Below are 20,665 nucleotides of genomic sequence, written 5' to 3'. Positions count from 1 at the left end.
AGTCGGTGATAGTATAACTGATGAAAAACAAAAACACTCTTTCATATCTAAATTAACCAATAATATTAATGAAAAATTAACTGGTGGATCTAAAAGAGATGAAAATATAAATGTTGAAGAACCAATTGATGAAAATATATCAACAAATCAAGATTCTCATGAAGAAAGTTCTTTAAACCAAGATGAATCTAATAAAGATAATTCAAATGTTAAATTTCACAATACTATTGAAGATGTGGAAAAGCCTTCTAAATCAAAAGTAAAATTCAGAAAGAAAGTGAATATTCCTGAAATTGATGAAGAAATTAATCAAGAGGTTATAAATTCATTAAACTCTCCTGATGTGATTACAGTTAATCCTGACGAAGCTGACATTTCAAATATTGATGTAATTACTCCCGATGAAGAAGAGAATATTGAAGAAATAGCTAAAGGTTCAATTCATGGGGATGAGTCTATCCATAAAGTCACTCCAACAAAAGAAGATAAAAATAGTTGGGATGATGTAATCACTCCAGAACATAGTGAAGAAGATTTAAAAGAAGTTGAAGATTCCGATTTTTATGATGATTATGAAAATGATGGTTATTATGATCCTGCTACTGATTTAAATAATCCTCTACGTAAAAATACAGTATATCGTGAAGATTTTGTGGATGATAAACCTAAAGATAAATATTCATTAAAAGCTTTAACTCAATCCTTAAATGAAATGAAAAATGAACTTAAATATATAGATGCATCATTAAAAGAAATTGAAAACCCAACGGAAATTGAGGATGTTTATGTTATAGATCGTACGGAAGAAGAAGATAGCTCTATAACACCTGCACATGCTGAAAATGATGAAGAGCAAGCGGATTATAAAACACCTGTTGATGATAATTTAGATACAATTATTAGTAATATAAACGATGATATTACTAAAAAAGAAAAACAATTAAATAATGTTCTTAAATCTTATGATGATAGAAAGATTTCAAGAAAAGTAAATAATATGGAAGATTATGTTGTTTCATATGAAGAAGCAAATAATATTAAAATCACTAAACCTGCAGATTTATATGAAAGACCAATTAAAGATGTTTCAATAGACATTGATGATATTATTAAACAAGAAAGTCCAATACATATTGATACATTAATTTTACGTTTACGTGAATCTTGTAACCTTAAAAGAGCAGGAACCAAATTTAAAGATGCTATTAATTTAGCATTAAAATATTCTGAAGATGAAGGATTCATTAAACGTGAAGGCGATTTCTTATTCTATAATGGAAGTAAGATTGTATTAGTTAGAAAAAGAGTGAAACCTAATATTAACTTTATTAGTGATGCAGAAATTAAAGAAAATGTCTTATTAGTTCTTAAACTTCAGCAATCTGTAGAAACCAAGAAATTAGTTAAAAAAGTAGCAAATAATTTCGGTTTTAAATCAACTAGTAAAAAAACTAGTAAACGTATAACTGATGTTATTGATTACATGATTGGTAAAGAAGAAGCAACTAATAATGAGGGACATATAGAATTATTATAGAATAATATAATATTATGAGGGTACTAAAAATATGATGTTTGAAGTTTTAGATGGTGATAAAAATTATATCACAAAACAAAAAATTGAAAAATTCACAGATTTTTACACCCCTTCAAACCCTGTTAAAAAAGTTCCAGATTTCATTTATGAAGATGTTTTACAATTAGTAGATTATGATGTAAATATTTTCATCCCTTATAAAGATGGTGAAGATTTCATTGTTCAACATTTAAGCAAATTAATTAAAAATCATTGTAAAATAAAGAATGATGAAGAAATTAAGGGTTGTCTCTTTTCTGAAGTATTTCCGGTTTATGTTAATATTCATATTTTAAATTTATTACAAGAAGCTTTTAAGAAAAAAACATCCATACACTTTCAAATAAATGAATATCCTGATGATAATCTTTTATTTAAACATTATGATTGTAATATAATAATTTCTGGAGATCTTGCTTTTCTTTTAATTAAAGATGATACTGATTTAGTTTTAAATCAACTTAGTGAAACTAAGAGTATTTTTGAAAATTCACCTTATGGTTTAGCTATTTATCAAGATGATAAATTTGTTAAAGTTAATGCTAAATTTTTAGAAATGATAGAAATTTCACAAGTTGATTTTTCAAAAAAAGATTATGATTTTGAAAATGTTCATCTTCACCCTTTAGATTATTCAATGGAATCTTTTAATGAAAGAACTAGTCAATTATTAATAAATAAAATTTTTCAAACATTACAATTAATGGAATTTAATGATTCCAAGGGAGAAACTCATTGGTATAATATTACAGGTGCTCCAATACAGTATAATCATCAAAATGCAGCATTATTTAAAATTTTTGATTATACTAAAAATAAAAATATTTATGATAAATCTTTGACTGTGGAAAAAGCTTTGAAATTAGTTGAATCTCATGAAAAATTTGCTCTTTTAAGTTATGATTCTCAAAAAGGGTTTTTTGTCACAGATGAATTTTTCAATATCCTTGAAACAGAACCATTTGAAATTCATAGTAATATAGATAATCTTTTAAATTTTTTAACACTAGAAGATAAGATAAATTTTAATGTATATTTAAATAAATTGTGCGATAATCATGTTTTAGAATCTGATTTTCATTGTACAGTTAAATTAAAAAATGATAAAATTAAACATTTATTAATTTTTAATAAAATTATTTCTTGGGATGATGATGGAATTCCTGCTTCATCTGTTTCATACATGTTAGATGAAACTGAAACAGTTTTACGTGAACGACGACTTGAATGTGCAGATCATGATAAAACAGTGCTTTTAAAGGAAATTCATCATAGAGTTAAAAATAATTTACAAATAATTTTAAGTTTGATTAGTTTAGATGAAAGATATAATAAAAATAATTTAAAATCAATTTTAGATTCTACTAAGAGTCGTATTGAAGCTATGGCTTTAATCCATCAAAAAACTTATGAATCTGAAAATTTATCACATGTTAATGTTGAAGATTTCTTTAAAGATTATTGTCATAGTATATTGAATTTATATGAACTGGAAAATGAAATTATTATTCATTATGATATTAATAATGACATAGAGTTTTCAATTGATTATATAACTCCTTTAAGTTTAATAATTAATGAATTTGTAACAAATTCTGTTAAATATGCATTTCCATCTACTAATCAAACTGAAAAAAATATATTTTTAAGCATTAAAGTTGTTGATGATGAAGTTATTTTAAAGTTTAAAGATAATGGAATTGGATTACCTGAAGATTTAAATATTTATAATAGTCCTTCTTTAGGTTTAACTATTATTAATAATCTTACAGTTCAAATTAATGGTGAGCTATTTAAAGAAGATTGTGAGGGTGCTGGTTTTAAATTAGTATTCCCTATTAAATGATGATTTTTTTAAATTTTTAATAATTAATTAGTAAGAGGAGAATTTATGACTGTTTATTGCCCAGAATGTGGAGAAGATAATCGGGATAATGCGAAATTTTGTCATGAGTGTGGTGCTGATTTAAGTAAAAATAATATAAAAACTAATGATAATAAAGGGGTAAGTGATTCTAAAAAATTTATTATTGCTGCGTTAATTGTTGTTTTAGCTTGTTTAATTATGTTCATATTAGCATTTTTAGTATTTAATCAAAGCTGAATTTTTTAAATTTTTATTCTTATTAATTTTTATTTATAAAATTTTAAATAATACTTTTTTTAAATTTAATAATTGTATATTGTTATAAATGATTTTTTGTTTATAAATAAAAAAGGTTTTTAATTTTTTTCATGATGGAGGGGAAAAAAGAAAAATGACAATTTATTGTTCGAATTGTGGAGAAGAAAATGAAGATAGTGCGAAATTTTGCAGAAAATGTGGTGCTAGTTTAAATAGTAATATTAAGAAAATTAATAGTTCTGATAATTTAGGAAATGTTAATAAAAAATATATAATTACCGGTTTAATCATTATTTTAGCAGTTATTTTAATTGCGGCAGGTGCTTATTTTGCTTTTAGTCAGAATAATATGAAGACTATGGATTTTGGTGCTTATACTATGGATGTGCCAGATGATGCAAATTTTATTAATAATTCTTCAACTGCAGGTCTAAGCTCTTTTGTTGATAGTACTAATCATTTAATGACTACATTTATTTATACAGATTCCTTATCTAATGCAGCTGGAGCTGCAGGTATAAAAGCCAGTTTTGAAAGTTATCCTACTGTGAATAATGATAAACTTAAAGTAAATAATTGTACTATTCATAAAATTAGTACTGGTGGAGATTTCGGCTATGTAGCTCTTTATAATCCTACTGGAATTTATATAGTTGTTGCTTCTGATAATCTTGATGAATTAGTAGAAATGGTTAATAGTATACAAGTAAAAACTATTCAAAATACTACTAGCTCTAGTTCTTCTGATACTAGCAGTTCTTCAAGTAATAGTGGATCTTCTAGTTCTTCTAGTTCTGGTATTTCTAGTCAAGGCACTGTTAATATAAATGGAAATGATTATAACCGTGTGTATTATAGTGATGGTTCTTATAAAACTTATGGAACTAAAACAGGTTTATTATATCAAAATACACATGATAGCCAACCAACTGAAGCAGAGGTTTATGATCACCCTATTTAATATTTTATTTTCATTTTTTTAAAATACAAATTTAAATTATAATTATAATAATTTCGGAGGAATAAAATTGAAATGCCCTCACTGTGGTGCTGAAAATAAGGAAGGAGCAAGTATTTGTACGGAATGTGGTAAACCAATATATGAAATACAAACTAAAATTAAAGAATCTAAAGATGAGAGATTATTAACTAAAAAAATTATTAGAACTGCGGTAATTGTAATCGTTGTATTATTAATTCTTGTATCTGGTGTTTATTTATTCGTAACTAATAATAATGACACTAATAATATTAGTTTAGGTTCTTGTACAATGGAAATTCCTTCAAATATTAATTTAACCCAAGTAAATGTTTCTAATAACACTAATTTACAAACTTACACAGATACTAATAAAAATGTTATGGTTTCATATTTGAATGCTTCTAATCCTGAAACTTCAAATAATATTAAAGAAGTTACTACTAATTTAGGTAGTTACACTAAATTAACTAATAAATCTTTAAATGCAAATTGTACTATTTATGCAGTTTCCAGTAAACTAGGATATAATTATATGGGAACATATCATTCTAATAATGCTTTCATTTTAATTGGTGGAAATGACTTAAATGATATTGCGGATATGTTAAATAGTATTAAATCTTAATTTTTTCATTTTTTCATTTTTTTTATTGGGAATTTAATTTCAAAGCATGTTCCTTTTACATTTTTAATTTCTTCTAATTTTCCATTAATTTGTTTTGTTAAAGTTTTAATAACTGTAAAGCCTAAACTATCTAAATTATTTAAATCAAAATCTTCAGGTAATCCTACTCCATCATCAATAAATGATACTATGCCCATATTATTTATTTTATGGAATTTTAAATAGAAAGTTCCTTTTTCTCCATTAGGAAATGCATACTTTATAGTGTTATTTATAAATTCAGTTAATATTAATCCTAAAGGTATTGCTATATCTAAATTTATTTTAGCATCTTCCAAACTTGTATTAAATTCTATTGGGTTAGAATATAAGTTAATTAAACTTTCACCAATATCCGGTAAATAATCTGCAATATTAACAGTTTCTAAATCTGCTGATTTATAAATTATTTCATGTAAATTTGCCATAAAATTTATTCTGTTTCTAGTTGATTCAATTACACTTTCAGGATCATTTTTATTAAATGCATTTTCGAGGTTCATTAAACTTAAAATTATTTGTAAATTATTTTTAACTCTATGATGCACTTCTTTCACAAGTATGTCTTTTTCTTCTAATGTTTGTGATAATTCAGTAGTGGTTTTTTCTAATCTCTTTTGATAAATTACCATTTCAGTAATGTCTTGAATAAATGCAGTTTTGCTTTTTATTTTACCATTATTATCAAATTTTGTTTTAGCATTTATAGATAAATATTTTTTATTATTTTTATAGGTGATTACTTGTAATGTGTCCTTGAAACTTGTTATTTCTTCAGAATTTAAGTAAGATTCCCATAATATTTTGTCTTTAGGTATTAAAAATTGTTTTATTAAAAATGTGTTTTTAGGGAATTTATTTGGAGGTATATCTAATATTTTATATATTTCAGATGTCCAAGTAATTTTATTTTCTTCACAACTTCCTATAGCTATTAAAATATTTTCTTGTATAAATTCTAAATCATCTTGAAGTTTTATTGCCTTTAATTCTTTTTCTTTTAAGTTTGTAATATCAATGAATGTAAAATGTAATCCTAATTGGTTATGTATTGTTTTTGGAATTATATTCAATATAGCCCATCTTTCTCCATCTTTTTGTAAAATTTTTACTTTATCAGTAAAATTATACTTTTCCCTATTTTTGATTTTATTTGTTAATTCCATGAATTTATCTGGTTTAGTTGATTGAAGTATTACTTTATCTTTAGGGTATGGGGAATTTATTAATTTTTCTTTAGGAGTTTGAAATAAATCAGCAAAGCTTTGGTTGCATTTATATATCTGATTATCTATAATAAATGCCATTGCTTTATTAGAATTATTTAATAAATTATTTTCATTTTGAAATAGTGTTTCGAATTCATTTTCGTAATTAATACTAATAATTATACTATTCTGATATTTGAATATTGTATCTATAAATGTTATAAGTAATTTATCATCATCATAATACATTAAATTTACTTTTTCTGTTTTTCCGGTATTGTAAACTCTATCAAAGATGTTTTTAAAGTCATCATAAGGTTTTAGAAATAGTGTTTCGAAGTATAATTGTCCATTAATGTTATCTTCTGCTGTAGTTACTAAAGGTACTATTTTACTTAAGTTCTGTATTATGTAATCATCATTATATGGTGTTAAAACTCCTCCCCCTAAAATGTTATTATCTAATAATGGTTGGAAAGGTAATTTTTCTAATTTTGTTAAAGGTTTCTTCTTTACCTTAATGTTTGGATTAACTTTGATTTCACCTATCTTAGTATTATCCTCATTGAGCAGTACTAATTTTTTCATTTTTTACCCCTTAATATTTTAGTATAATGATATATTATTTATTTTTACTTTATTAAATAATTTTTTTAAAGTTTGATTAATAATACATTAATTCAGATTAAATATAATTATATTGAAGATTTAATATAAAAAAAGGAGAAATTCAATACTTACCCTTTATAATTTCTTTTTTTAATCAGTAAAGTTTATCTCATAAGCAGTACCTGGTAGAGGTAGTAGTTCTATAGATCCTTCAATTTGTTCAGTTAAACTTTTTATTAATATTATACCAACATCTTTTGGGTTTTCTATATTAACATTTGAAGGTAAACCAATTCCATTATCTGCTATTAATAATTTTATTAATCCTTTAGAATTCTTTTCTAAGCTGATTTTAATATTGCCTTTTTCATTACTTGGGAATGCATATGCAAAACTATTATTAATTATGCCGGAAATGATTAAACTTAAAGGAATAGCTTTATCTATTCCTACTTTTACATCATCTAAATTAAAATCTAAATTTATATTTGGTTTTTTATTTCTTTTTGAAATGTTTTGCACTTCTTCTTCAATATATTCTTTTAAATTTATATGAACGTTATCATTTGATTGATAAATTTTTTTATGAACTGTTGCCATACTATTTATACGATTTTTTGTAGATTCTAAAATTTCTGTTGGTTTATTGGGTTTATAATGCATATTAAGGTTTAATAAACTGGATATTATTTGTAAATTGTTTTTAACTCTGTGATGTACTTCTTTTAAGAGGATTTCTTTTTCATTATTTAAATTTCTAAGTTCTTTTTGCTCCCAAACTTTCTCACTAATATCTTGGAGGTATCCTACACCTTGAACTAATTTACCATCTTTATCAGTTTTACAATCAACATATAATTCAATGTCCTTTATTCCTTTTTGTGTTTCTATTTTTGTTCGAATTAATGCTGTTTGAGTTTTTTTAAGTTCATCAAATAATAGAGAATTAACTCTCTCAAATTCTTCTTTTACAATGTAATGTTGGATTATGTCATCATTTAAATCAATGTCTTCTTTTTTTTCTTCAATTATATTATAGAATTCATCACTCCATTCAAAACCGTTATGGCAATCCCAGTAAATATATGCTATTTTGCTTACGTTTGAAACCATATTAAGTGCATTATCTAATTTTTCTGCCCGTATTTGATGATTCACTCCTTCTGTTATGTCAAAAGCATAGAATAGTGCTGCTGGTTTTCCATTAAAACGGGAGGGTTGCATTGTAGATTTAACATAAACAGTTTGCCCATTTTTATGTTTTAGGGTTAAAATATCAGTATAATTAAACATTTCTTTTTTAATTATTTTTGTATAAATTTCATGGATTTTAGAAGGTGTTGGGTTTCTTTTAAATTGGGGATTATTAAAGTAAAAATTTTTACCTATAATTTCACTTGGAGTATAACCTGTAATTTTTTCAATTGCACTATTTGCTTCTACAATTTTTTGGTCTTGAATAATCATTAAAGGATCAGGTGCATTATATAATAATTCAATTTCATTTTCATCAATTAATTTAAACTTAGATTCCACATAAAAAATAATAACAATGTTATTCTTATGTTTAAAAATTTTTTGATTAGATTCATATAATAATGAATTATCTCCATAGTATAAGAGTTTAATATTTCGTGAATTTCCTGTTTTATAAACTTCATCAAAGATTTCCTTAAAACCTAAATCCATCATTAAAGGACATAATTTAAAAAAAGATTTATTAAATAAAATATAATCACTAATATCTGGGTTAAACGGGGATTTACTAAAGTTAGAATATTGTATAACATAATCCTTACAATTATTATAAGGTATAAGTACATTAACTATTTCATTAAAGTTATCTAAAAAATCTTTATCATTATAAGGTTTCAAATCACTTATAACATTAGTGGTTTCTTTTAGTAAACTAGTTTTATTAATGTTCTTATTAAGTATTATATTATTATTTTCATCTAATAATTGACATTTTACTTTCATATTAGGGACATCTCGTTTATAACTTATTTAATCATATTTTTAAAATTAAGAAGCGAATCAAGAGAAAATTTTTTAATTTTTAAAGTTTTTTTCATAAATTAAGATTTTTATTATTCAATTAAATAATTATATATCCAAGATATAAACATTTTTCTATAATTACTTTTAGTTTATTAAAACAAAAAAAATATAAATTTTCATTTTTTAAATTTAAATTAAATTTCTATTTTATTTAAGAATTCATAATATTTTTTTTTTAAGTATAAATGCTTAAAATCATATAAAATATATTAAAGAATTAATTTTTTTTAGGGAGGAATATTATATTTTTATGATTAATGAAGATTTACCAATTAAAAAGAAATACTATAAAACTTGTGAAAGTTTACAAAATTATGTTGAAAATTATGCTAAATATACTAATGAGTTAACAAATGCTATTAACTTATCAAATAAAGTTAGAATTAAAAGTATTAATCATTTGAAGGATTCACCATCACCAAATGAAATAGAATTAATATGTAATGATATTGCTCAAGTAAATATGAATGAATATAGCGTAATTAAAGAGAATTCAGATTTAATATTTGAAAACTTAACAAAAATAATAAATATTGGATTTTATTTCACAAAACTTTACAATGAACCAATTTTAAAAGAAGAAAAAGAAGATATTTATAATTCCATAAATGCATTAATAGGGTTCAAAAAATCCATTATACAAAACCAAGAAAATTTAAATAATAATATAAAAGTCATGACTAATTTAAAAGTGCCTAATGATTTTGTAACAAATTCATTCAATGATTTAATCGAAATTAATAAAAAAAGAAATAAGAAATATAGTGAAATATTAGATTCATTAAATAAATTAGAAATTGAATTTAAGAAAATATAAAAAGTTTTTTCTAATTTAAAAAATAGTTAAAAAATGTGTTATGGTTTTTAGATTTTAAATTTTAATTCTAAACCAAAACCTTTAACATTACTTAATTGTGTTAAATTTGCATCTAATTGTTGTGTGAAGTTTCGAATAATAATAAAACCTAAACTTTCAGCAGTGAACAAATCAACACCATTTGCTAACCCTACACCATCATCCCAAATCTTTAAATCTAATATTCCATCAATGTTTTTAATGGTAATATAATAATTTCCTTCAACTTCATTAGGGAATGCATATTTTATAGTGTTTAATGAAACTTCATTAACAAGTAAACCAAGAGGAATGCTACGATCCATATCTATTTCAATAGGTTCAATATCTAAATGTAATTTAATATTACCCTTAGAGTAAAGGTTAAATAAATTATTAATTGCATCTTCAAGGAATGTTTTTAAATTAACATTAGATAAACTATCACTATTATAAACCTCCTCGTGTGTTAAAGCCATAGTATGAATACGATTATATGCTTGATTTAAAACATATTCTGGATTATTTTTATTAAATCTTGATTCAAGATTTAAAAAGCTTAAAATAAGTTGTAGATTATTCTTAACACGATGATGAACTTCTTGTAAAAGCACTTTTCGATCTTCTGATAATTGTTTTAATGTTTCTTCATATTCCACGGTTTCTGTAACGTCTTGAATAAATCCAACAATTTTAATTAATTCATGTTTATCATCAAATTTACCAGTAGCTTTGCATGAAAAAATACGATTATTACCTTTAGCTGTGAGAATACGATATTTAATTTGGAAATTTGGATTTTCATAAGAAACACTATTTACTAATTTAAATATTTTCTTTAAATCTTCAGGTACAACAACATTTATTAAATCATTAGAAGCTGTTTCTTCTTTTGTTGTTTCACAAAGATTGTACGCTTCATCTGTATATGTAAAATTTCCATCTTTATAAGTGGTTATGAATATTTTACTTAAACTTTGTATTTGATTAATATTATCTTGTAATTCAAAAGCTTCATTTTTAGCTAATGTTTCTTCAGTAACATCCATTATAAAACCAATCTTTCTAATAACCTGCCCATATTTATTAAATATTGCCTTATTTTGACTGTAAATATATTTTAAAGTATTGTCTTGACTAATTATACGGTAGGTTACTTCACTTGTTGGTTTACTTGTACTTAAATCAAATACCTCTACTAATTTATTTTTATCTTCTGGGACTAAAAATTCATGCATTAAAGAGACAGTATCAGGATATTCATTAGGAGTTATTCCAAAGATTTTATAAATTTCTGGGGTGTAGGAATATTTTCCCTTCTCATAAGTTGTAAGTCCAATTTTACTTGTATCTTGGATTAATTCAAAGTTTTCCTGTAATTTTAAAGCATTTTGTTCTGATTTAACTTCGTCTGTAATATCTTGTGTGAATGTGTAAATATTACGCTTATTGTTAATATATTGAACACTAAATAATGATTTTAAATATTTAATATTCCCTTTTGCGGTTTTAATTCCATAAATACATTTCTCTATCTGATTATCACTTAAATTATCAATGATTGTTTGAATTTTTTCATCTTCACCTGGAAGTGTGTAATAGTAAATGAAATTATCATTAGAGTTTAAATCCACATTATTCTGATTGATTTCAAGGATTTCATAAATTTCAGGTGTCCATTTAACAGTATTTCCTTCACGGATACTAATAGCAGTCTTATAACCTTTTTGTTTATTCATAAAGTTATCAAGAAAACTTAAATCAGTATCACCTGTTTCTTTAATTTTTTTAATATAATGAAAACCAATTTGTATCAAATTATCATCAATTTGGCGAATATAAGTATTAAACCATAAATTATCTCCATCTTTGGTTAATATTTCACATTCTAAATTAGAGTTCTCAATTTCACTTTTAAAAATAGCACTGAAATTATCAATAAAACTTGTTAATCCTTTAGGATTATTATGGATTGTTTTAACAATATTATCAATTCCTTTTTTATTTAATTCAGTTATACTATAACCAATTTTTTCTTTAAATGCTTGGTTTGATTTAATAATTTGATAATCATTGTTGATTTGCAATCTTGGAATGTATGCTTCTTCAAAAACACGATTGCTACGTTTTTTTTCTTGATAAATTTTAGTTTTATCTCTAAAAATTAAGTAGTAATACTCGTTTTGTTTAAAAAAGGATACTTTATAAAATTTTAATAGTTTTTCATTAATTAATAATTGTAAATCAAATTCTATATCTAATTTTATTGTTGTTTGATTATCATTTAATTTTTCATATAATGGGTTAAATCTAAAAACTTCACTTAAAAGTCTTCCTTTTAAATAATCCCCAAGATTAGGTATATACTCATTAAAGAAAGTATTACTTGAATAAAGGAATAAGAAATCATTATTCTTTAAGGGTTTTAATATACAAATATTATCATCTAATTTATCAAATACTGGAGCTAAACTGAAAGATTCAATATTTTCGTATCTGGGACATTCACAGATTAATTCATTTAAATCTTTAAATCTATATGAATAATTTTTTTTCTGTTTTTTAAATTCAAGTGTTAAAGTATACATTACCTTACCTTACCTTCTATGAATAATTTATAATTATTTTATTTTATCATGCTTTTATTATTTATCTTTTTTTAAATTATTTATTTTATTAAATAAAAAAATGTTGTAAGGTTTGATTTTATTTAATTTTTCTCCAAAAATAAGATAGTTTTTATACTATAAAACTAATATCTTTATTTAATATAAAAATTTAAAATATAATATCTAAAAAAATACTTACCAAATGCTATGCTAAAACAAGTATTAAATAAAAAACAAAAAAAATAATCAAACCAAAAAAATAAATTAAGGTGGGAAAACACTAAAATGACTAATAATACAAGTAAAAAACAAATCATACTCAAGGGAGCAAGAGAACACAACTTACAAAACATTAACTTATCTCTCCCTAGGGAAGACTTCATAGTAATAACTGGACTAAGTGGATCAGGAAAAACAACCCTTGCATTTGACACAATATATGCAGAAGGACAAAGAAGATATGTAGAATCCCTATCAGCTTATGCAAGACAATTTCTGGGACAAATGAAAAAACCTGAAGTAGATTACATAGAAGGATTAAGTCCAGCAATAAGTATAGATCAAAAAACTACACGTGAAAACCCAAGATCAACAGTTGGAACAATAACAGAAATCTATGATTACCTTAGATTATTATATGCAAGAATAGGAATACCACACTGTCCAGAATGTGGAAAAGAAATCAGTCAACAAACAATAGGTCAAATAGCACAAAACATCATAAGTGAAGGAGAAGGATTAAAAGTACAAATCCTCGCACCAATTATCAAAGACAGAAAAGGACAACATAAAAATGTCTTCGAAGATTTAAGAGAAAAAGGATTTGTAAGAGTACGAGTTGATGGTGAAATTCATGAACTAGAAGAAACATTTAACCTTAAAAAAACATTCAAACATACTATAGAAGTAATTGTTGATAGATTAATAATCAGAAAAGATTTAGACTTCAACAGAAGACTATCTGACTCATTAGAAACAGCTAGTCAATTTGGGGAAGGAGTAATAAATGTCCTATATGAAAACAAACAAGGGGATAAATATGAGAAAATGTACTCTGAAGACTTTGCTTGTCCAGACTGTGGAATAAGCTTTGATGAATTATCTCCAAGAATGTTCAGTTTTAACAGTCCACATGGAGCATGTCCAGAATGTAATGGGATAGGTTCTAAATTAGAAATCAACCCGGACTTGGTAGTACCTAATCCTGATTTAAGCTTAAATGAAGGAGCAATAATACCATGGAGTAAAAATAATAAAAAAGAAGGATACTACAGTCAAATGTTACAAGCATTATCCAATCATTACAATTTCAGTATGGATGTACCATTCAAGGACTTACCAAAAGAAGTACAAGACATAATATTATTCGGAACAGATGAGAGAATAGCCTTTGCATTTCAAAGAAGAAACAAATCATATCATGTAAACCGTAAATATGAAGGAGTTGTAGTAAGGTTACAAAGATTATACTTTGAAACCAAATCTAATGGGAACCGTAAATATATTAAAAAATTTATGAGTGACAGGGAATGTTATGTTTGTCATGGGAGAAGATTAAAACCAGAAGCACTAGCAGTAACAGTAGGGGAATTAAACATTGCAGAAATATGTGAATTAGCAATAAAAGACTCTTACCAATTTTTCCAAGACTTACAACTAAGTGATAGGGACCAATTCATAGCAAAAGAAATCCTAAAAGAAATAAATCAAAGACTCAAATTCTTAATTGATGTAGGTTTAGATTACATAAGCTTATCAAGAAGTAGTGGGACCTTATCTGGAGGAGAAGCACAAAGAATAAGATTAGCTACACAGATAGGTTCAGGATTAGTGGGGGTATGTTATATTTTAGATGAACCAAGTATAGGATTGCATCAAAGAGATAATCTAAAATTAATAGATGCTCTTAAACATTTAAGAGACATAGGAAATACCTTAATTATTGTAGAACACGATGAAGAAACAATATTATCAGCAGATTATGTAGTGGATATAGGTCCTGGAGCAGGTGAACATGGAGGAAACATTGTAGCCGCAGGTACACCATTAGAAATAATGGAATCTCCAGATTCAATAACAGGTAAATACTTATCCCGAAAAGAAACAATACTCATACCTAAAAAACGCAGAGAAGGAAATGGTAAAAACATAATAATACATGGAGCACGTCAAAATAATTTAAAAAATATAGATGTAACCATACCATTAGGATTATTTACTTGTATAACTGGAGTAAGTGGGTCTGGTAAAAGTAGTTTAATAAATCAAATCCTCTATAAAGGACTTGCAACTATAATTAATCGTAAATACATGTATGCAGGTGAACATGATAGTATTGAAGGTGCGAGAAATATTGATAAAATCATTATAATAGATCAAAAACCAATAGGGCGAACACCAAGAAGTAATCCAGCAACATATATTGGATTATTCACCCCTATCCGTGAATTATTTGCTAAAACACCTTTAGCTAAAGCAAGAGGATATAAACCTGGTCGATTTAGTTTTAATGTTAAAGGAGGGAGATGTGAAGCTTGTCATGGTGATGGAATTGTTCAAATAGAAATGCACTTCTTAGCAGATGTATTTGTTCCATGTGATGTTTGTAAAGGTAAAAGATATAATGAAGAAACTTTAGATGTGCGTTATAAAGGGAAAAACATTTATGAAGTACTGGAGATGACAGTTGAAGAAGCATTAGAATTCTTTGAAAATGTGCCAAATATTTATAAAAAATTAAAAACCTTAAATGATGTGGGATTAGGATACATGAAACTAGGTCAACCAGCAACAACTCTTTCAGGTGGAGAAGCACAACGTGTGAAACTAGCTAAAGAATTATCCCGGGCAAGTACAGGTAAAACATTATACATCCTTGATGAACCAACTACAGGATTACACTTTGCAGATATAAAAAGATTACTTAGTGTATTAGACCGTTTAACTGATGCAGGAAACAGTGTAGTGGTGATAGAACATAATTTAGATGTTATAAAAACTGCCGATCATATAATAGATTTAGGACCTGAAGGAGGAGATGGTGGTGGAAGAGTAATTGCAACAGGAACACCAGAAGAAGTAGCAGAAAGTGGAACATACACTGGAAATTACTTAAAAGAAATATTAAATGAAAATATTACACCATTAGCTAAAAAATTAATTGAAGAACATAATACAAAAATAGAAAGTAAATAAAAAAAATATTTAGATGATTGTAAAAAAAAGTAGTATGAAATTTTTAATGATATTATTTCTTACCAGTTATCCTAGAAATTTTATCATTAATATATCTTAAAACATACTCATTACTTTCTTTATTAATTAATTTTTTTAATTCAGGAACACTATTAATTTTTTTAACAGCAGCATATCGTACTTCCCAATCATTATCAGAGACAGCAATTTTTTTAATAATTGAATCCTTTTTAAGTTTATTAGTAGCTTCTACACGTGTATCTTTATAATGGGAATTCAAGGCTAATTTTTCTAAAGTATCCATATTTCTTATTTTTTGAGTTGCATGTATACGTATTTCATTATATCCAGGGTTTTCACTTAATTCAATAAATGATTTCTCTTTTTTAAGTTTATTAAAAGATTCATGTCTAGTATCTTCAAAACTACTATTAACACTTATTTCTTTTAAAACATTCTCAGATTTTATTTTATTTAATGCAACTTTTCTAATCTTACTGTTCTGATTATTTTCTGCAATTTCTTCTAAATATTTCTCATCAGTAAACTTAGGATTTTCTATAGCAATTTTACAAGTATATTCATCATCTTCCTTATCAATGATGTCTTTTAAAAGTTTTTGATTACCTATTTTTTTTATTGCATCAATTCTAACAAATTTATCCTTATTATTTTTAGCTAAATCTTCTAAAATTTCTGGCTTTGTAATCTTTTTCATTGCTTCAATTAGTATGGAATGATCTTTACTTTCATTTAAAATTTTACGTAATGTTTCTTCATCATTTAATTTCTCTATAGCTACTAATTGGACTTCCTTATTTTCAGTGTTTAATGCTATTTCTTTTATTAATTCTTGATTTTCTTTAGGAATTTTGTTCATTGCATAAGCTCTTACTTTTTCATTTTTCTCATTTTTCGCAATACCTCTTAAAAGATCAACATCAGTAATATGGTTAATTACTTCCATTTTAACATCTTTATCTGGATTGTTTTTAATGATTTCTTCAAATAAGTCTTTATCATTTTTTTCCATTTTTTGTAAGGCTTTAACTACAATGTTTTTATTGCTTGAATTTAGTGCTATTTTTTTATAATTTTTTTCCTTTTTAATCTTGTTTAAAGCTTCTGTTTGGATTTTTTTATCTTTAGCATTAATTGCAATATCTGTTAAAATTTCTTCATCATCAATTTCTTCTAATGATTTTTGTCTTGCTTGTTTATTTTTGTCATTTTTTGCAACTTCAGCAAAAGCTCTTTTTTCATCACCTAATAGTTTCCAAGCAACCATTCTTGAATCAGTGTATTCAGCATTTTCTGCTACATCATGGATAATTGAAGGTTTTTCTATACGATTAATTGCGAATAATCGCACATATTTATCTTTAAAGTGTTTACCTACTTCAGCTAAATCTTTTTGGTCTCTAATTTGACTTACTGCGGCTAATCGTACATGTCTATTATTACTTGTTTTTGCAAGGTCTTTTAGGATATTATTCCCTCTTTTTTCATGTTCTTGTTGTGTTAAATCTTCTTGAGCCTGTTGTTGGTTTTCCTCTTCTACTATATTTTGGTTTTCTTTGTCTTGGTCTTCTTTTTTATCTTTTTTTAAGAAATTGAATAATCCCATATTACTTTTCACCTCACATTTTTTAAGTTAATTATATATTTCTTATTTATATTATAAGTTTCTATAATTCCTTTAGTTTAGTTAATATTTCTATTTTTGTTTTATTTTTGAATAAAAAAATATATTAAAGTTTAATTTTTTTTAATTTATTTCTAAAAAATTAAATATTATTAATTAATAAAATAATCTTATATAATATATGTGAGGTGAAAAATTCATGGAAATAACTGATAATTTGAAAGAATCATTAAACTTTCCTATTCAAAATTATGAAAAATGGCTAATTGTTGGTGTATTATTCTTAATTATTGGAATATTTAGTTTTTTAAATACTAGTTATCCTAGTAGTGTAATGTCTACTATTAATACTATAGTTGATATTGTTCTTGGTTTAATCCTTTTTGGATATTCTATTAGTATTATTAAAGCTACTATTAATGGTGAAGATCTTCCACAATTTGATATTGTTAAGAATATTGTAGATGGAGTTAAAGTTGCAGTTTTAGATTTTGTATATTTAATTATACCAACTATAATTACTATTCTTGTTGCTTGGGGTACTGGTGTTTTCTCAAATTTCATTAAAGTAGTTAATATTTTTGCTAATAATGCTACAGCTTCAAGTGCTTCTATACCAGCAAGTTTATCTACAAGTTTAACTTATGGGGTTATAATTACTGTTATAATTGCAGTTATCTTATATCTTATATTTATATTATTAGCTTATATTGGTATGGCTCGTATGGCTGAATTTGATAGTTTAAAAGAAGGATTATCCTTTGTTGAAGTATTCCATAAAATAAGTTCTATTGGCTGGATGAAATATGTAGGATGGTTCATACTTTTTGTTATAATTTTAATGGTTTTAAGTTTAATTAGTGGTTTAATAGATATGATTCCTTATGTCGGTACATTTATAAATGCATTAATTGTAAGTTCATTTATAATGTTATTTACTTATCGTTCATTAGGGAATATTTATAATGAATAATAAATATTTTTAAATCCAAACCATTATTTTTATTTTTTTCTTTTAAAACTTTTAATTATTTTTTTAATAATTCTACTTTTTCTGAACAAAATTTTATAATAGTTTAAATAATAATTTTATGTTCAATTTTTAACTAGAAAATTCAATGACACTCTCTATTTTTATGAAAAAAATTTAAATACTTTAAACAAGAAAAATTTAATTATAATTATTATTTTATAATAATTAATTAATTTTTTTTATAAAAATGTATTAAATAAAAAACTTAAAAAATTAAGGAAGTGTTTTCGAGTTGAATTTAACTCAAATGGTTAAAATATCCTTAAAATATCCTTTTGAAAATAAAAAAGAATGGTTGTTACTTGGAATTATATTTTGTATTATAGAATTATTCAATGCTATTGCAGAAACTTTAGTAAGTCCAGAAGTTGCAGGGATTATAAAATTTATTTCATTAATAATAGCAGTTTTTGTAGCTGGTTATGAAGTAAATGTAATTCACCATGCAATTCACGAATTAGAAGGGCTCCTGATTTTAATTGGAAGAAAAGTCTAGTTGAAGGTTTAAGATCTAAAGTATTCTATATTTTATACTTATTAATCCCAGTAGTAATTATCTATTTTGTAGCCTTTTTAACAAATCTCGGTAAAAATATTGGAATTGTAACTACAGCATTAAAAACTCATAAATATTTAAGTACAGTAATTGCTAATCAAGGTTTAAGTGATGCTTTTAAAATTAGTCAATTATCTACAGTAGTACCAGTGGATGTTATTAATAGCCTTATATTTGGTTTAATAGTAACATCAATAGTTGCAATAGTTGTAATTTTCTTATTTGTAATGTTTTCTGTTATAGGTCATATTATAAGTGATACTCATGGATTTAAACATGGTTTTAATCATAAATTAATATTTGAAAAAATTGGTAAAATTGGTTGGGGTAAAATGTTAGCATGGTATATAAGTTTAATTATTATAGCATTTGCATTACTCATTTTAGCCACTATTATAGCAGAAATTTTACCATTTGAAATCGGCGTATACTTTGATATGTTATTCATAATATCTTACATATTTATGGCTGGTTTCCATTATGTTGGAATGATTTATACAGAAACAGAATCAAATTAAAATATAATTTTTTTTTGAGTATTAGGAATAAATACTATTTATTTTATTTTTATACTCATTACCTATTTTTTTTTAAATAATAATTTTTTTTATTTTGGAAAAATATTCTATTTACTTTAATATATTATTAACATACTAATTCTAATAAAAAAATATATTTAAATATATATGATGATTAAAATAATAATATTATACTAAAATATTTTAATATAAAAGGAATTGAGTATATATGGGTTCATTAAGCTTACTTAAACAATCATTAAACTATCCAATCAAAGATAAAAAGGACTTCATAGTTATTGCAGTAATATTATCCTTAACTCAAATCGTAGATTTTATACTAATTTCAATATTAAATATAAATTCATCAACTATTATAAGTACAATTAATTTTATTTTTAACATAATAATATTTGGTTATTTATTAAATGTGATTAAAAGCACAATAAAAAATCATGATGAAATGCCTATTTTTTATTTTAAAAAAAATATAATTCCTGGGATAAAAGCGTCAATTCTTAGATTAATATATTTTATAATACCAATATTTTTGACTGTTATATTATCATTTTTCTTAAAATATAATATAGATATATTACATAAAATTCCTGAGTTAATATTAATTATAATAAAACAATCTTATACTTTAAAAGGTTCAGCAAATGCTCTTTATGTTTTTAAAGATTTGGTATTCCATAATTTATTTTTAGCTGTATTTGCATTGATTTTAATAATTATTTTTGATATTGCAGGATTTATTGCAATAGGTAGGCTTGCAGAAACAAATAGTTTAAGAGAAGGTTTAAAAGTTAAAAAAATATTTAAAAAAATAGGATCAATAGGTTGGTTCAAATATATTCATTGGTATGTAATCTTTGTTATTTTCATAATAATATATACAATATTTACTGTAATAGTAAGTTTAATTCCATTGTTGGGGTATATATTGTAAGTTTCATATTAGCTCCTTATTATTTACTATTTAAATATCGTGAAATTGGGATAATGTATAAACAATCAAAAAATAATGAATTATAAAAATTAAAGGA

The 20,665-nt window shown here is 24.4% G+C and carries 15 protein-coding genes; 11 read left to right on the top strand and 4 right to left on the bottom strand.

Going from position 1 to position 20,665, the window contains the following annotated elements; genetic code table 11:
• From BP769_RS03875 to BP769_RS03855, 5 genes are all read left to right on the top strand, one after another.
• The coding region (locus BP769_RS03875) for a DUF3320 domain-containing protein (RefSeq protein WP_413862114.1) at positions 1–1,537 on the top strand (1,537 nt) is incomplete at its 5' end.
• A 31-nt stretch (positions 1,538–1,568) separates the two neighbouring features.
• Positions 1,569–3,422, top strand: coding sequence for a PAS domain-containing sensor histidine kinase (locus BP769_RS03870; RefSeq protein WP_413825327.1), 1,854 nt, complete (start codon positions 1,569–1,571; stop codon positions 3,420–3,422).
• Positions 3,423–3,467: 45 nt separating this feature from the next.
• Positions 3,468–3,680, top strand: a complete 213-nt coding sequence (locus tag BP769_RS03865; protein ID WP_413825325.1) for a zinc-ribbon domain-containing protein — start codon at positions 3,468–3,470, stop codon at positions 3,678–3,680.
• Between the two features lie 154 nt (positions 3,681–3,834).
• Positions 3,835–4,662, top strand: coding sequence for a zinc ribbon domain-containing protein (locus BP769_RS03860; protein ID WP_413828296.1), 828 nt, complete (start codon positions 3,835–3,837; stop codon positions 4,660–4,662).
• 67 nt (positions 4,663–4,729) lie between these two features.
• The gene (locus BP769_RS03855) at positions 4,730–5,308 is read left to right on the top strand and encodes a zinc ribbon domain-containing protein (protein WP_413825319.1); all 579 of its coding nucleotides are present in this window, start codon (positions 4,730–4,732) and stop codon (positions 5,306–5,308) included.
• Positions 5,309–5,313: 5 nt separating this feature from the next.
• Here the strand turns inward: BP769_RS03855 and BP769_RS03850 are convergent, their stop codons facing one another.
• The gene (locus BP769_RS03850) at positions 5,314–7,143 is read right to left on the bottom strand and encodes a PAS domain-containing sensor histidine kinase (RefSeq protein ID WP_413862112.1); all 1,830 of its coding nucleotides are present in this window, start codon (positions 7,141–7,143) and stop codon (positions 5,314–5,316) included.
• A 171-nt stretch (positions 7,144–7,314) separates the two neighbouring features.
• A complete protein-coding gene (locus tag BP769_RS03845) occupies positions 7,315–9,144 on the bottom strand; it encodes a histidine kinase dimerization/phosphoacceptor domain -containing protein (RefSeq protein WP_413862110.1) in 1,830 nt (609 codons plus the stop codon).
• A gap of 331 nt (positions 9,145–9,475) precedes the next feature.
• Here BP769_RS03845 and BP769_RS03840 point away from each other — a divergent pair, with 331 nt between their 5' ends.
• Complete coding sequence (locus BP769_RS03840) at positions 9,476–10,042, top strand: hypothetical protein (RefSeq protein ID WP_413828292.1); 567 nt, start codon at positions 9,476–9,478, stop codon at positions 10,040–10,042.
• A gap of 47 nt (positions 10,043–10,089) precedes the next feature.
• Here BP769_RS03840 and BP769_RS03835 read toward each other — a convergent pair whose 3' ends face one another.
• Positions 10,090–12,648 (bottom strand): PAS domain-containing sensor histidine kinase, encoded by a 2,559-nt coding sequence (locus BP769_RS03835; protein WP_413828635.1) that lies wholly within the window; start codon positions 12,646–12,648, stop codon positions 10,090–10,092.
• 306 nt (positions 12,649–12,954) lie between these two features.
• Between BP769_RS03835 and uvrA the strand changes: the two genes are divergently transcribed.
• Positions 12,955–15,864, top strand: coding sequence for an excinuclease ABC subunit UvrA (gene uvrA, locus BP769_RS03830; RefSeq protein WP_413825584.1), 2,910 nt, complete (start codon positions 12,955–12,957; stop codon positions 15,862–15,864).
• Positions 15,865–15,916: 52 nt separating this feature from the next.
• Here the strand turns inward: uvrA and BP769_RS03825 are convergent, their stop codons facing one another.
• Positions 15,917–17,491 carry a hypothetical protein gene (locus BP769_RS03825; protein ID WP_413825586.1) on the bottom strand — a complete coding sequence of 525 codons (1,575 nt, stop codon included), beginning with the start codon at positions 17,489–17,491 and terminating at the stop codon, positions 15,917–15,919.
• Between the two features lie 217 nt (positions 17,492–17,708).
• Here BP769_RS03825 and BP769_RS03820 point away from each other — a divergent pair, with 217 nt between their 5' ends.
• The 4 genes from BP769_RS03820 (at position 17,709) to BP769_RS03805 (ending at position 20,568) form a co-directional block, all read left to right on the top strand.
• On the top strand, positions 17,709–18,482 hold the full coding sequence (locus BP769_RS03820) for a DUF4013 domain-containing protein (RefSeq protein WP_413825588.1): 774 nt from the start codon (positions 17,709–17,711) through the stop codon (positions 18,480–18,482).
• 292 nt (positions 18,483–18,774) lie between these two features.
• On the top strand, positions 18,775–19,038 hold the full coding sequence (locus tag BP769_RS03815) for a hypothetical protein (RefSeq protein WP_413825590.1): 264 nt from the start codon (positions 18,775–18,777) through the stop codon (positions 19,036–19,038).
• Positions 18,999–19,616: a DUF4013 domain-containing protein gene (locus BP769_RS03810; protein WP_413825604.1), complete on the top strand. Its 618-nt coding sequence runs from the start codon at positions 18,999–19,001 to the stop codon at positions 19,614–19,616. Before BP769_RS03815 ends, BP769_RS03810 begins: the two co-directional genes overlap by 40 nt.
• Before the next feature lie 229 nt (positions 19,617–19,845).
• Entirely contained in the window at positions 19,846–20,568 is a 723-nt protein-coding gene (locus BP769_RS03805) for a DUF4013 domain-containing protein (protein ID WP_413825592.1), read from the top strand.
• Positions 20,569–20,665: the final 97 nt, after the last annotated feature.

Origin of the sequence: Methanobrevibacter sp. UBA417, assembly GCF_002508845.1 — an archaeon.
GTDB classification, from domain to species: Archaea; Methanobacteriota; Methanobacteria; order Methanobacteriales; family Methanobacteriaceae; genus Methanobrevibacter_A; species Methanobrevibacter_A acididurans.
This window is presented reverse-complemented; position numbering and strand designations above follow the sequence as displayed.

Excerpts from the sequence above, each read along its gene's own strand:
- BP769_RS03850 (WP_413862112.1), bottom strand. The coding sequence starts at position 7,143 with ATGAAAAAATTAGTACTGCTCAATGAGGATAATACTAAGATAGGTGAA.
- BP769_RS03865 (WP_413825325.1), top strand. The coding sequence starts at position 3,468 with ATGACTGTTTATTGCCCAGAATGTGGAGAAGATAATCGGGATAATGCG.
- BP769_RS03840 (WP_413828292.1), top strand. The coding sequence starts at position 9,476 with ATGATTAATGAAGATTTACCAATTAAAAAGAAATACTATAAAACTTGT.
- BP769_RS03845 (WP_413862110.1), bottom strand. The coding sequence starts at position 9,144 with ATGAAAGTAAAATGTCAATTATTAGATGAAAATAATAATATAATACTT.
- BP769_RS03805 (WP_413825592.1), top strand. The coding sequence starts at position 19,846 with ATGGGTTCATTAAGCTTACTTAAACAATCATTAAACTATCCAATCAAA.
- BP769_RS03820 (WP_413825588.1), top strand. The coding sequence starts at position 17,709 with ATGGAAATAACTGATAATTTGAAAGAATCATTAAACTTTCCTATTCAA.
- BP769_RS03860 (WP_413828296.1), top strand. The coding sequence starts at position 3,835 with ATGACAATTTATTGTTCGAATTGTGGAGAAGAAAATGAAGATAGTGCG.
- BP769_RS03825 (WP_413825586.1), bottom strand. The coding sequence starts at position 17,491 with ATGGGATTATTCAATTTCTTAAAAAAAGATAAAAAAGAAGACCAAGAC.
- uvrA (WP_413825584.1), top strand. The coding sequence starts at position 12,955 with ATGACTAATAATACAAGTAAAAAACAAATCATACTCAAGGGAGCAAGA.
- BP769_RS03870 (WP_413825327.1), top strand. The coding sequence starts at position 1,569 with ATGATGTTTGAAGTTTTAGATGGTGATAAAAATTATATCACAAAACAA.
- BP769_RS03835 (WP_413828635.1), bottom strand. The coding sequence starts at position 12,648 with ATGTATACTTTAACACTTGAATTTAAAAAACAGAAAAAAAATTATTCA.